At 39.2% G+C, this 14050-nt stretch carries 16 protein-coding genes; 12 read left to right on the top strand and 4 right to left on the bottom strand.

The features are described 5' to 3' along the window. The first annotated feature begins 425 nt into the window (after positions 1 to 425). From QZ738_RS05535 to QZ738_RS05580, 10 genes are all read left to right on the top strand, one after another. On the top strand, positions 426 to 1823 hold the full coding sequence (locus QZ738_RS05535; protein WP_293785488.1) for an anthranilate synthase component I family protein: 1398 nt from the start codon (positions 426 to 428) through the stop codon (positions 1821 to 1823). Between the two features lie 10 nt (positions 1824 to 1833). Further along, positions 1834 to 2145 (top strand): isochorismate lyase, encoded by a 312-nt coding sequence (locus QZ738_RS05540; protein ID WP_293785490.1) that lies wholly within the window; start codon positions 1834 to 1836, stop codon positions 2143 to 2145. After that, entirely contained in the window at positions 2129 to 2713 is a 585-nt protein-coding gene (locus QZ738_RS05545) for an aminodeoxychorismate/anthranilate synthase component II (RefSeq protein WP_293785492.1), read from the top strand. Before QZ738_RS05540 ends, QZ738_RS05545 begins: the two co-directional genes overlap by 17 nt. A gap of 116 nt (positions 2714 to 2829) precedes the next feature. Further along, entirely contained in the window at positions 2830 to 3612 is a 783-nt protein-coding gene (trpC, locus tag QZ738_RS05550) for an indole-3-glycerol phosphate synthase TrpC (RefSeq protein ID WP_293785494.1), read from the top strand. Between the two features lie 89 nt (positions 3613 to 3701). Continuing rightward, a complete protein-coding gene (hflX, locus tag QZ738_RS05555) occupies positions 3702 to 4892 on the top strand; it encodes a GTPase HflX (RefSeq protein WP_293785496.1) in 1191 nt (396 codons plus the stop codon). Positions 4893 to 4980: 88 nt separating this feature from the next. After that, the gene (gene rbfA, locus QZ738_RS05560; RefSeq protein WP_090984644.1) at positions 4981 to 5358 is read left to right on the top strand and encodes a 30S ribosome-binding factor RbfA; all 378 of its coding nucleotides are present in this window, start codon (positions 4981 to 4983) and stop codon (positions 5356 to 5358) included. A gap of 5 nt (positions 5359 to 5363) precedes the next feature. Next, positions 5364 to 5993, top strand: coding sequence for a hemolysin III family protein (locus tag QZ738_RS05565; protein WP_293785498.1), 630 nt, complete (start codon positions 5364 to 5366; stop codon positions 5991 to 5993). Between the two features lie 11 nt (positions 5994 to 6004). Then, positions 6005 to 6691 (top strand): peptidoglycan DD-metalloendopeptidase family protein, encoded by a 687-nt coding sequence (locus QZ738_RS05570; protein ID WP_293785500.1) that lies wholly within the window; start codon positions 6005 to 6007, stop codon positions 6689 to 6691. A 335-nt stretch (positions 6692 to 7026) separates the two neighbouring features. Continuing rightward, positions 7027 to 7680, top strand: a complete 654-nt coding sequence (locus tag QZ738_RS05575; protein ID WP_293785502.1) for a TonB family protein — start codon at positions 7027 to 7029, stop codon at positions 7678 to 7680. Beyond that, on the top strand, positions 7681 to 8070 hold the full coding sequence (locus tag QZ738_RS05580) for a hypothetical protein (RefSeq protein WP_293785504.1): 390 nt from the start codon (positions 7681 to 7683) through the stop codon (positions 8068 to 8070). On the opposite strand, the gene QZ738_RS05585 is transcribed toward QZ738_RS05580, so the two are convergent. Further along, positions 8059 to 8931, bottom strand: a complete 873-nt coding sequence (locus QZ738_RS05585; RefSeq protein ID WP_293785505.1) for a diacylglycerol kinase family protein — start codon at positions 8929 to 8931, stop codon at positions 8059 to 8061. The two genes, QZ738_RS05580 and QZ738_RS05585, sit on opposite strands and share 12 nt — an antisense overlap. A 56-nt stretch (positions 8932 to 8987) precedes the next feature. Here QZ738_RS05585 and QZ738_RS05590 point away from each other — a divergent pair, with 56 nt between their 5' ends. Beyond that, entirely contained in the window at positions 8988 to 9962 is a 975-nt protein-coding gene (locus tag QZ738_RS05590) for an App1 family protein (RefSeq protein ID WP_293785506.1), read from the top strand. A 414-nt stretch (positions 9963 to 10376) separates the two neighbouring features. Here the strand turns inward: QZ738_RS05590 and QZ738_RS05595 are convergent, their stop codons facing one another. After that, positions 10377 to 10745, bottom strand: coding sequence for a YccF domain-containing protein (locus QZ738_RS05595; protein WP_293785508.1), 369 nt, complete (start codon positions 10743 to 10745; stop codon positions 10377 to 10379). A gap of 104 nt (positions 10746 to 10849) precedes the next feature. On the opposite strand from QZ738_RS05595, the gene QZ738_RS05600 reads away from it, so the two are divergent. After that, complete coding sequence (locus QZ738_RS05600) at positions 10850 to 11203, top strand: hypothetical protein (RefSeq protein WP_293785510.1); 354 nt, start codon at positions 10850 to 10852, stop codon at positions 11201 to 11203. A gap of 60 nt (positions 11204 to 11263) precedes the next feature. On the opposite strand, the gene QZ738_RS05605 is transcribed toward QZ738_RS05600, so the two are convergent. Next, entirely contained in the window at positions 11264 to 12463 is a 1200-nt protein-coding gene (locus QZ738_RS05605) for a DUF1501 domain-containing protein (RefSeq protein ID WP_293785512.1), read from the bottom strand. Between the two features lie 114 nt (positions 12464 to 12577). Continuing rightward, the gene (locus tag QZ738_RS05610) at positions 12578 to 14020 is read right to left on the bottom strand and encodes a DUF1800 domain-containing protein (protein WP_293785514.1); all 1443 of its coding nucleotides are present in this window, start codon (positions 14018 to 14020) and stop codon (positions 12578 to 12580) included. Between the last annotated feature and the right edge of the window lie 30 nt (positions 14021 to 14050).

The following is a 14050-nucleotide window of genomic DNA, read 5'->3' on the forward strand; positions in this document are numbered from 1 at the left end:
TTTTGATGCCAAAAAGTAAGAGCCATTCGGCGGCGGTAAGCCGAGGCAAGACTGGGCTGTATGGCATAAGTAATTAGTTACGTCATCTATATTGATTTTTATAAAATAAATTATCCCTCAGGATGACAAGTGGATTAAGACTTATGACTTCTGAGTCTGGGCTAAACTTATTTTCATAAATATTTTGCTTTTTCAAAATTCTTTATATTTTTGTGGCTCATGATCAACAATATACATATCTGGCTTTGGCAAAGTAATTCGAAAACGGATTGCGCTGGCTGCGTATGAAAGAAATATAGTTTATCAACCTAAACCTTATTAAAGAACCATTAAAGCCCGGCGTAGAACCACACGCCGGGCTTTTTATTGTTAAGATAATTTAAAAGTTATTGCGATGCACGAAGCAATAGCAACATAATAAAATCATGTATAAAATAAATACAACTTACAAAAAACTACTTGCCGATACCACCACGCCGGTAAGCATTTACCTGCGCTTGCGCGATGTTTATCCAAACAGCATTCTGCTGGAAAGTTCCGATTACCACAGTCGTGAAAACTCCATGAGTTTTGTTTGCGCCGATCCCGTTGCAGGAATTATTTTAAAAGGTTCCAGACTGGAGACATATTTTCCCGATGGGACGGTCGAAATAACCGAGAGCAAAAACCTGATTGATGAAATTGCCGGTTTTAAGGATAAGTTCAAGGAAACTGAACTACCTGAAATTAAATTTATATCAAGTGGCCTTTTTGGCTATTTCACCTGGAATGCCGTGCAGCATTTTGAAGATATCAGGTTTACCTCCGAAACGCCCGAAGGTGAAGAAATCCCGGAGATGCAGTATCATTTGTATCGCTACATCATTGCCATCGATCACTTTAAAAACGAGATAACACTATTCAAAAATACTTTCGAAGGAGAAGAAGAGGGTGGATTGGAAAAAATGGAATACCTGATCCAGAATAAAAATTATCCTGAATATAAGTTCCAGCTTCGTGGCAAGGAAAGTTCAAACCTGACCGATCAGGGTTTTATGGATCTGGTAGAGAAACTGCAAAAGCATATTTATCGTGGTGATGTTTTTCAGATTGTACCTTCAAGAGCATTTAAACAAGCATTTACCGGAGATGAATTTAATGTATACCGTTGTCTGCGTTCGATAAACCCATCGCCTTATCTGTTTTATTTTGACTACGGGAATTTTAAACTGTTCGGTTCGTCGCCAGAGGCGCAGATTACGATCAAAAATAATTCAGCCAATATTTTTCCAATTGCCGGGACATTTAAGCGAAGTGGAAACGACATTGAAGATGCAGAACAGGCGAGAAAGTTAGAACAAGACCCTAAAGAAAGTGCCGAACATGTTATGCTGGTTGATCTGGCCAGAAATGACTTAAGCAGGCATTGTAACCGCGTTGAAGTAAAGTCTTTTAAAGAAGTACAGTATTATTCGCACCTCATCCACCTGGTGAGTAAAGTGAGTGGCCATTTGCAGGAAAATGTAAGTGCCTTTAAGGTGGTTGCCGATACCTATCCGGCCGGAACTTTGAGTGGTGCACCAAAATATAAAGCCATGCAGCTGATTGATGAAAATGAAAAACTGGGCAGAAATTTTTATGCGGGTGCCATCGGCTTTATGGGTTTCAATGAAGATTTTAATCATGCCATCATGATCAGGACTTTTATGAGCAAGAATAATGAATTGCATTACCGTGCAGGAGCGGGTATTGTAGCTGATTCGGTACCTGAAACCGAAATGCAGGAAGTAAATAATAAAATTGCCGCATTGCGTAAAGCGGTGCAAATGGCAGAAAACATTTAATCATGGTAAAATGATAGGTTCACCGGAAAGCTGCAAAAATATTGATGAGATCCGCTTAGCTATTGATACTATCGACCAGCAAGTTGTTCAATTAATTGGGGAAAGATTCAAATATGTAAAGGTAGCCTCCAGGTTTAAGGTAAATGAAGAGGCGGTTAAAGCACCCGAAAGGTTTAAAAATATGCTTTTACAAAGGCGGGTTTGGGCGGAAGTTGCCGGTTTAAACCCCGACATTATTGAAAAAGTATACAGAGATCTGGTAAACCATTTTATCAGTGAGGAAATAAAAAATTGGAATATTGAAAATGGAAACAAACAATAAAGTTCTGGTAATCGATAATTACGACAGTTTTACGTATAACCTGGTTCACTTAATTAATGAAGTTGGTTATGAAGCCGAAGTTTGGAGAAATGATAAATTCGATTTGGCTGATGTAGAGAAATACGATAAAATCTTGCTTTCACCAGGTCCTGGTATTCCGGAGGAAGCAGGTTTATTACTGGATGTAATTAAAACTTATGCACCAACAAAGAGCATTTTTGGGGTATGTTTAGGTCAGCAGGCCATTGCAGAAGCCTTTGGTGGTACACTATACAACCTGGGTAGGCCCATGCATGGAATTGCTACACCCGTTACGGTTGTAGATGGCGATGAACCTTTATTTTGGGAATGCCCGCAAACCATTAATGTTGGCCGTTATCATAGCTGGGTAGTGAGTAAAGATAATTTTCCTACCTGTTTAAAAATTACCGCCAGAGATCATAAGAATGAAATTATGGCGTTAAGACATGAAACATTAGATGTGCGCGGTGTGCAATTTCATCCTGAGAGCGTGCTTACTGAGCATGGCAAACAGATGATGGAGAACTGGTTAACGTCGACTCCTTAGCCCTTTATTCATCCGGTCGTCATCCTGAACCCGATTCAGGATCTTACTGGGATTAGTTAACTTTTAGATGCTAAACAAATCCGATAACTATCGGATCAGCATGACGAATTAGTAAAATGAACATTTTAGATAAAATCGTACTACGTAAGAAAGAAGAAATTGCTGATGCGAAAGCTTTGGTTTCCGTAACTGATTTAGAAAATTCGCTACACTTTAAGCGTACACCTTATTCTTTTAAAGAGTTTTTATTGGCTCATGATCGCACAGGGATTATTGCAGAATTTAAACGCCGGTCGCCATCGAAAGGTCTAATCAACGGCATTGCCGATGTTGCTGACGTGACGCAGGCCTACAATGCTGCGGGAGCATCTGCACTTTCGGTATTAACAGATATAGACTTTTTTGGGGGTAAAACCGATGATATTCTGGCTGCCCGGGCAGCAAACGATATTCCGGTTCTAAGAAAGGATTTTATGATCGATGAATACCAGATTTTGGAAGCAAAAGCCTGGGGTGCTGATATTATCCTGCTAATTGCCTCAATATTAACCCCGAAACAGATCAATGATTTCGGAAAGTTTGCGCATAATCTTGGTTTAAATGTGCTTTTAGAGGTGCATAACCTGGAAGAGCTGGAAAGAAGTATTTCACCGCATTTAGATGCGATTGGGGTAAACAACCGGAACCTGGCCGATTTTACGGTCGACATCCAGACTTCATTCGATTTGGTGAATAAAATTCCGGATGAATTTTTAAAGATTTCGGAAAGTGCCATTAGTGATCCGCAGACTATTAAAAACTTGAAAGCTGCAGGATTTAACGGATTTTTGATCGGTGAGAATTTTATGAAAACCGATAATCCCGGAGCTTCTATCAAGGAATTTGTAGCACAGATTTAGCCTTTATAAACCTCGGGGGGTTTTAAAATCTGTGAGGTTTAAACAAACAAAATACACGTTCGCAAATTTCGTATCTTTGTATTAATTACATGGGAAAACAAAAATTTTATGATACTGCCGTAGTGCAGGAAAGGGCAATTTTGGTCGGCGTGGTTACGCCCGGCGAAAAAGAAGCCCAAACAAAAGAATATTTAGACGAGCTGGCCTTTTTGGTAGATACAGCAGGAGGGAAGGTGGAGAAGGTTTTTACGCAAAAAATGCTCAAGCCAGAACGTGCAACCTTTGTGGGTACCGGTAAGCTGGAAGAAATTAAAGCTTATGTAAAATCGGAAGAAATTGATACCGTAGTATTTGATGATGAATTATCACCATCGCAACTGCGCAACATAGACCGTGAACTAGGGGTTAAGGTATTAGACCGGAGTAATTTGATTCTGGATATTTTTGCGAACAGGGCACAAACTGCACAGGCTAAAACACAGGTAGAACTGGCGCAATTGCAATATGTTCTGCCACGGCTAACCGGTATGTGGACTCACCTCGAACGCCAGAAAGGTGGTATCGGGATGCGCGGACCGGGTGAAACGCAGATTGAAAGTGATAGACGGATTATTTTAAATAAAATCTCTTTGTTAAAAGAGCGTTTAAGAAATATCGACAGACAGAACGAAACACAGCGTAAAAACCGTGGTCAGCTGATTCGTGTAGCATTGGTGGGTTATACCAACGTAGGTAAATCAACCATCATGAACATGTTGTCGAAATCGGAAGTATTCGCAGAAAATAAACTTTTTGCTACTTTAGATACCACTGTCCGTAAAGTAGTAATCGAGAATTTGCCATTTCTGCTTTCTGACACCGTTGGGTTTATCCGCAAACTGCCTCACCATTTGGTTGAGTGCTTTAAATCTACTCTGGATGAAGTTAGGGAGGCCGATTTGCTGATTCACGTAGTAGATGTTTCACATCCAAACTTTGAAGACCAGATCAATACCGTTAACGAAACCCTGAAAGATATCGGTGCAATTGATAAAGACATGATTTTGGTTTTCAATAAAATTGATGCCTATGTTTCGCCGGAGGCAGAGGGAGATGATGAGGACGGTAAATTAACATTGGAAGAATTTAAAAATAGCTGGATGAGTCATGGCAAAGTACCAGTCTTGTTTATTTCAGCCACTCAGAAAGAGAATATAGAAGAATTTAAAACGTTATTGTACGATAAAATCAGGGCTGCGCATGTAGCAAGGTATCCGTATGATAGCAATTTGCTTTATTAGATTAATTCCGTTATTGCGATGCGAAAAGTAACCTCGCAGGTTTTTAAAACCTACGAGGTCGATTGCAATTACGATAGATAGATACATTATGGAAAGTAAACGTCAGCAGAAATTTGCAGGAGTATTACAAGAGGAGTTGGCACAGGTTTTTCAGCGTGAAGGTGCTGCATTTTTGCCTAATACATTGGTAACCATTACCCGCGTAAGGGTTTCGCCTGATTTGGCAGTGGCTAAAGTTTATCTCAGCTTTTTAAATACCAATAATACTACACTTTCAATCAATACGGTGAATTCGCATGCCGGAGAGATCAGATATAAACTGGGCAGCAGAATCCGCCACCAGGTGAGGGTAGTTCCAGAACTTACTTTCTTTGTAGATGATACCAATGAGTATGTAGAACGTATGGATCATCTTTTTGATAAGATTGCCAAAGAGCCAAGGCAAAAAGACGAGGACAGCGAATAATTTTTGTGAGGAAGCTAAGGGAACCCGTTAATTTCTTCACACACTTTATACCGGCTTTGGTAGCAATCCCGGCCGGATACTTTTTGCTCCAAAAGTGCAATACACCAATTGAATATACCGCTGCATGGATTTATAGCGTAGCTACTTTTATTCTTTTTTCCGTAAGTGCCATGTATCATGGTTATCCGGCAACTGAATATGGCATACGTTTTTGGCAAAAGTTTGACCATTGCTGCATTTACCTCATGATTGCCGGCTCTTATAGTCCTACTGCTTTAATGGTTTTCGATGGTTGGCTACGCTGGAGTCTCTTTGCCGTTGTATGGATAATAGCCATTACAGGCTGTCTGCTCAAAATCTTCAATCGCTTAAAGAGTACAGCCATGTCGTTATCCATCTATATTTTAATGGGCTGCTTAATTGTGCCATTGCTCCAAAAAATGTTAGGCACCTTACCCGTCGGCGCCATATTCTGGCTATTGTTAGGAGGCATTTTTTATATCGGCGGCACTTATTATTATGCAAAAGACAAACAATTGTCCAGGTGGATGCATAGTCATGAACTCTGGCATTTATTTGTAATTGGCGGTGCATTATCGCACTATATTTATAATTATGTTTATATTTTTAAATAAACCTTCACTTAATGCATATTCTTGAGCAGGTAATTGAAAAGAACTATAGCTTAATCCATCATGTTGTGGATTTTAATCCAAAATATGACCGGCTTGTAGGCCTTGATTTTACCGCTACAAACACTGAGCTTACCAATGAAATTTTAGATAATATTGATCGATTTTCGACTTGGATTGATGAAAAGCTTAGCTCAAACCATGCTCTTTACGGCATTGGAGGCTATAATGAATACCGCACCATATATTCGCGCAGTACACATTTTGACACTGGTGAAGAACCGCGCAGGCTGCATTTAGGCGTCGATATATGGGGAGCAACCGGTACATCAATTTACAATTTTTACGATGCAACCGTTCATAGCTTCGCCAATAACAACAACTTTGGCGATTACGGCGCAACGATTATTCTGGCCTATGATATTGCCGGGTATAAATTCCATGCCCTTTACGGTCACCTGAATTTAGCTTCTTTAAGTAATCTAAGCGAAGGAATGCCAATAAAAGCGGGTGCAAAATTTGCAGAACTGGGTAATAAAGATGAAAACGGTTGCTGGCCACCACATCTTCACTTTCAGCTAATAGAAGATATGCAGGGATTAAAAGGCGATTACCCCGGCGTATGTAAGTTTAGCGAGCGGGAAAAATATCTAGCCAATTGCCCTGATCCGGATTTGATTTTGAAGTCTACTTTTTCTTAACCGCAAAGAAAAGAAGGAATGCGCAACGGGTGTTAAGTTTTTTCCGTGTCTTTCTTGCTTCTGTGGCTGAACGTAATTTTAAATTTAACCACAGAGAAAACCGAGGGAAGCCACAGAGATCAAAAAGTGGTTTGTTGCGATCATCATTGTGCAAAAACTTTTCTAGCTGATGAAACAAATCTTGCAGCTATTAGCGTGCGCTTTAAGATTGACTTTGATTAAGTTGTAGTTTCCACCTGCGTGTGAATGATTGAATTAATCTCTCATCTTCTCTGTGAAAAAACTCCGTGCCTCTCTGTGGTAATTACTTCGGCTTTTTTTAGTAAATTAGTACAATGAAAAAACTGTTCACTATCTGTTTAATTTTCTGCTGCTCGCTGGCCATGGCGCAGGTTCAGTTTAAATCTGGTAAAAATGGTTTTACTAACTTCTTAACGCAAAATACCATCTATCCACAGTTTTCTAAAGACAATTGTATCCAGGGTACGGTAAACATCAGTTTTAAGCTTAATGCACAAGGGAAGGTTTATTTCTCGAAAGTGAGTAAAGGTATATTGTCTGACCTGGACGAAGAAGCACTGCGTTTAATCAGAATGAGCAGCGGTAAATGGCAGGTTCCTGCAGGTTATGATACCACTGTTTCAATCGTTGCTCCGGTTAATTTCAAGCTTTCAGGTTATAATTGTGAAGGAAAATCGAGTGAAGCCATGCAGGAAGCCATTCGCAACTATCAGGCTGAAGAAGCACTCACTAATTCGGTGATTAATTTCTATAAAAACATTGATCAGGCCAAACCCGGACAGGAAGTTCAGATTATAGCAATCAAAAATCAGCTGGGTATAGATGATGATTACCTCGATGATCGCATTCAAATGGGTTTGAAAAAAATAAAACAAGGCGATAAGCAAGGCGCTTGCGAAGACTTTCTTTTTGTTAAGTATATGGGAAGCAATAAAGCAGATGATTATTTAGCCAGGTATTGTAAATAAATGAAGATTACAAGTCGATTTTTTGCCTTACTGGATCTTATTAGTATCGTTTTGTTAACCAAACAGTTTTGGCAGATTTTAACACATTTAAATGAAATTCCCGACCAGATCCTTTCACAGGCTAAAGTAGTTTTACTTTTACCCTTATTTGTTTCATTATTTGTTTCTGCAATCGGGTTAAGCTTATTTAAGAAGTTTGGTTTTATCGCCTATTATATCCAATTTCCATTTAGGTTGGTGGTATGGGTATTTTCCATCGGTTTTATCACTTTTTTACCTGAAATGTTAGACTTGAGCCAACAGTGGTTTGATATCTTATTCCGGATCTGTTTTATTGCTGAATTTTTCAGGTTGTATTTTACCATTAAAATTCATCGCTCAGTTTTCTAATACCTCAGGTAAAACCACTGTTATGGCAGCTGGAAGGATTTTTGCCTCAACCGTATTTACCTTTCCAATGTATTCTCCATCTACCTGGAAGTGCGCTTTGTGTTTGGAAGAAATCTTGACTTCAGCGGTTTGAAATACCTCTATCTTTTTCGGGTTGAAGGGTAATTTGGTGATCCATATCTTTATAATTTCCAGATAGGAGTAATCCTTTACCAAAACCACTTCAAAAAGATCATCATTTAATTTTCCGTCAGGATTAATCTTTAATCCGGTTCCATACATCGTAGCATTGGCAATGGCTACCATTGATGCTTTAGAAGTAACGGTTTTATCTTTAAGCTTCAATTCTACATCCATTCGCTTGTGGTTCCACAAGGCATGCCAGGTAGCTTTTGCATAACCCCACATCCCTCGCTGGGGCAGGGTATCAAATTTCTTTACCAGATAGGCATTAAAGCCTAAATCAGATAAATGAATGCTAATCTCGTCGTTAAGTTTAACTACATGAATTTTTTGCAGATGGCCTTCATCCAGAATGTCTAAAGCTTGTTCAATATCAGTGGGTATGCCCAATTCTTTTGCCATCCCATTAGCGGAACCGGCAGGAACTATGCCGATGGGCGTTTCAGTATGTAATAAACATTCTGCAACCAGTTTCAACGTTCCATCGCCACCAACCGCTACCACACGATCTGCTTTTGCACTTTTGATTTTCTCCTTAATTTTTTCCAAAGAGCAGTCTTCCGGTAATTCATAAAGATCAATTTCAGTAGTTTTTGAATTGAAATGGGTAGAAATTACTTCCTTTAGGTTAGTATCGTTGCTGCCTGAGCCCGGATTGATGACGAATAATAATTTCATGTATTACCTGATGGTTTAATCAACAAACAACTTTAAATAAACTCTGTTTTAACTAGATGAATAAATCTGTTAGTGTCAAAGTATATCACGGTTATGGGCATGCACACAATCTGGTTGTTTATGGTCATGTTTTTAAACGCAAGGCCAAAACAAGGCAGGTTTACAGTAACAATTTGTTTGTTAATATTATCCATCTATTAAAGCTCTTTATCCTAAAACCTTACGCTTTTGTTGAGGTACGTTTAAAATTCTTTGATCAGACCATTTATAATAAGACCGAAAGAGATGGTTTCTTTAAGTTTGAATGGAAGGCCGAACACGATGTTCCGGCAGGCTGGCATGAAGTGAAAGTGGAAGCTGTTGATCAGCACGGGTCTGTTTTGAATATTGGAGAGGGCAGGGTATTTGTACCACACATTACCCAATATGCCTTTATTTCTGATGTGGATGATACGGTGATGGTTTCTCATTCGGCAACTATTGGCAGAAGGTTGAGGGAGTTGTTTATTAAAAATCCGCATACGCGTAAAACCTTTTCAGATACTCCGAGCCACTATCAGCAGTTGGCATTTTCGCATACGGATGCAACTCAACCCAACCCTTTTTTTTATGTAAGCAGTAGTGAATGGAACCTTTATGATTACCTTGTTGAAACTTTTAGGTTTAATAAACTGCCTGAAGGTGCTTTTCTCCTAAACACAATTAAAAGATGGAAAGATCTGATTAAAACAGGTAAGACCGGACATGAAGGCAAATTACTGCGGGTGATGCGTATTCTAGATACCTTTCCCAATCAAAAATTTGTATTTTTTGGAGATAATTCACAGCAGGATCCCGAAATTTACAGTGCGATAGTTGAAAAATACCCACAGAATATTGAAGCTGTTTACATCCGTAATATCCGTCCTGAAAAGGAGTCAGAAGCAAAAGAATTACTTAGAAAAGTAAAAGCTAAAGGGGTAGAAGCCTGTTTATTTAAAGATAGTGCGGAAGCGATTGAACATTCTAAATCCATAGGGCTTATTCAGTAGTTTTTGGAGCGCAATTGTTGTGCTCTTCGGTTGCGGTAGTCCCGCTTTCCTTCCTGCCCCGATGAAATATCGTGGGCATCCATTCAATCGGGGCTAGGTACAAATTTTTTTGCAAATGGGGACAGGCCAAAATTCAATAAACCTGACAGGAGCGGGCACCGAGCGCAGCGAGGTAAAGCGGATGGCAGGACTTTCGGATCCGATAAACACAGAACCCTGCTTTTCAAAAATACAGGAGATATACGACGAAATGTCGTGATTGTAAGCCAGGGATTGGATGAGCCGAAGCAATCTGATACATTAACTGGCGATTGAGATTGCCAGCCTGTTGCCGACAGGCTTCGTCGGCTGAAAAGCCTTCTTGCAACGACGAATAAGTCATGGGAATGAAGGAGCTATATAGATTTATTCAAATCAGGAAATCGATTTTCCGAAAGGCGTAAAGGCCAGATTCATCAGTTTAAAATGCTGGCGGCCGAACGGAATGCCTATGATCGTAATGCAAAGCAATATTCCGAAAAATAAATGTGTTAAGGCAATCCAGAACCCTCCACAGAAAACCCAGATTAAATTCATAATGGTTGACAGGCAGCCGGTATTTGAGGAAGTATCAGTTATTTTAACACCAAAAGGTGCAAGGCCTACGATGGCAAATTTAAAACACTGTATGCCAAAGGGAATTCCCACGATGGTTAGGCAAAGAATTAATCCTCCGATTACATATTCAAGGAAAATAAAGATCCCTCCAAATATAATCCAGATAATATTGCCTATTAAGTTCATGTTGCTTTTAATGTTAAGACTTAATATCGGATATTTTGTTACAGTCTGATCATATATTCATTGATTTCTTTGTAATTTAGAATTACACACAAAAGAAACACAATATGAAAAAATTAACCCTGGCAGCGGCAATGACCACTTGCTTTTGGCTGTCTCATGCCAAAGCACAAAATGTAAACGGCAAGAAATTGGCCAATATCCATGTAGATTACATTCAAATTCGCGCGATAAGAAGCTTTTTAGCTGATAAACAATGGATTGCGCTCGAGTACGGACAAAAAATAGGTGATTATAGCGAACTATATATCAGAGATGATAATGATAAAAAAATTGAATTTAATTCAGCAATTGATGCGGTGAATAAAATGAAGTCCTACGGTTATGAATTATTTAGTGTCTACACAGAGCAGATAGACCAATCTTCAAACAGGCCGGTTTATGTTTTAAAAAAGAAGTAGATCATAAAGAAGTCAAGTTTCATAACACCCTTGCCATTAAACTTGACTTCTTTGTAAACCTTATATAAAATCCAGCGTATTAAACTTTTTATTCAGGATATCGGCATTATTTACATCCAGCCATTTATCTAAAATGGTACCGTAAACCTGCCTGAAATCCAGCTGGTATTTTAAATCTCCGGTGTCTAAATCGCTTAGGTTAGGCGCCGCATTGAAGATGCCCTGTTTCTTCAATCTCCCACCAAAAACGAACATGTTATTTGCCGTTCCGTGATCGGTTCCATTGCTGGCATTTTGCTCTACCCTGCGGCCAAATTCAGAGAAGGTAATCACTAAAGTATCTTCAAGCTTATTGTTCGATTTTAGGTCTTTCAGGAAGGCTGCCATGCCTTCGCTGTACTGTTTAAGCAGGTTGCCTTGCTGACCAGTCTGATTCACGTGGGTATCAAAACCGCTTAACGACACATAATAAACCCTCGTTTTTAATCCTGAAGAAATAAATTTTGAAACTGTTTTTAATTGATTGGCAAAACCCGAATTGGGGTAGGTGAATTTAGACTGATAAACTTTGGAAGTATTTTGTATATAATTTGCTGATGACGAGGTTTCGATCATGGTTTTATATAAATAACCTAAATTATCTTCATCTAAATGTTCCTTGTCATTCTGCAACATGGCTTTAAAAAACGGATCATTGGTATTGCGGAACAAAGCTGCAGGATCTTTTAATGCAATTCCTTTTTTGGTCTGACCTTTCATGGCCAACGAGAGTGAGTCGTCAACTTCTATCGCAGTATAGGGGAATTTGCAGGTTTGGCAGTTACTGTCTAAATAACGGCCAATCCATCCGGTTGATAAAAATTGGTTACTATCACTACCAGTTTGCCAGATATCCATCGATCGGAAGTGTGAACGGTCGGGATTTGGATAGCCCACGTCGTTGATAATGGTCATCCAGCCTTGGTCATAAATCTCTTGCAGGGCGGCCATATTCGGGTTTAACCCCTGCATATCATTCAGTTTAATTACTTCTTCGGGTTTAATGGCAATACTGTTTCGTTTTTGATAGTAAATATCGTTTCCAAAAGGAACCACCGTATTAAGGCCGTCATTTCCGCCAGATAGCTGTACAACAACCAGATTTTTATAGAGGCTTAATTCGTCGAGTGCCATGGCCTCAAGTGGTTTCATAAAGGCAGGAACAAATAGCGAACCTGCTGCAACAAACCCTGTATTTCTTAAAAAATTTCTTCTGTTCATCTTGTTAGTGTTTTCTGTTCACTTGTCAATGGTTCATATTTTATCACTGATAGCCTGAGTGTTTAGTGAAATGGTTATCAACCATGAGCCATCAAACGATCAACCAATATGCACCTAGCACAACTGATACTCAGGCATGCTGGTAATTTCTACTGCTGTACTCCTTAAACCTTTATTATCGCTCACCATTGTAGTTATTTTAGAATTTAATTTCGGTTGCAATAAATATTCGGTAAGTTCCAATGGCGTTAATCCTTTTGGTAAAGTGCTTAAAAATTTTGGCCAGTTCGCATTCGCATTGACGTACGATTTTGGTTTGGTATTGGCATTTGCATTACTCGTAGCCGTTCTGCTTAAAGCGATTACAGCTTCATCTTCAGGATCGGCTTTGCCACTAAAATCAATTTCCCCATCATTTAAAACGAGCGAAGGTATCCGCATTCTTAACATTAACGATGAGCTGTCAATCCAGCTTTGTCCGCCAGGCCAGCCTGCAACATTGGGGGGATTAAATAAATATTGCCCCAAACTGCTCTGTAACTGTATTAAAACCTGTGGCTTGTTATAGGTAACATAAAACTCCCGACTCAAACCGACTAAAAACTCGGCTGGCGATTTAATTTTGGTGCCTACATTTTCCGGGCTATAAAACCAATCGGACGTAAACATTTTTTTCATCATGGAAGCGATATCGTATTTCGAATTATAAAAATGTGTGGCCAGTTCTTTAACATGTGCCTCATTTGGATTATCGTTAACGAAGAATTTATAGACTTTCCAGGCTATAAATTGTGCGGTTTCAGGCTTTTCGAGAATAATATCAATAATATTCTCGCCTTCAAAATTCCCTATTTTACCGAAAAAGGTTTTTGTTCCGCTATCGTGCTGGTTTTTCCTGAAAATAAACGAACCGTCTTTGTCGTACATCCAGCCCGTAAACGAGCGGGCAGATTCTTTAATGTCCTGCTCGGTATAATTTCCCCTTCCTAAAGTGAAGAGCTCCATGAGTTCCCGGGCGAAGTTTTCATTTGGTTTACCTTTTTTATTCTGCTGGTTATTCAGGTATTGTAGCATTGCAGGCGATTTAGATACCTCGACCAATAAGGTTTTAAAGCTGCCTAAGGCATTTGCCCTTTGGATATTGTTTAGTTGTTGCGCAAAAAAAGGATTGTTGCTGCGACAGGCAAAATGACCATGCCAAAAGAGGGTCATCTTCTCCCTCAACGGTGCATCAGTATTGATCATTTTGGTAACGAAAGCAATATTTAGGTCGCGGCTCACCTCATTCTGCTCACGGATAATCTGCTGCCGCATTTTTTTTTCATCATCAGTCAGATCTTTTTTCGCATATAAGCCGGCCTGCACCAGAAGATGCCGTTTTGATTCAAAATCGTTTACCAAGTTAATTGGATCTTCTTTCTGTGAATCTTTAAGCAAATTATCTACTACTTTATCTAATTTTTTCCTGCTTAATTTTTGTAAGTCGGCATAAGAAATTCCGAAGCCCGCCCGGTTGTAAAGATGTTTTATTTTTAGAAAATTATCTTTCGTGTTCATAATGGACTGTTTTACAATATGACTTGTTTG

This window comes from uncultured Pedobacter sp. (genome assembly GCF_913776295.1).
Taxonomy (GTDB): Bacteria; Bacteroidota; Bacteroidia; order Sphingobacteriales; family Sphingobacteriaceae; genus Pedobacter.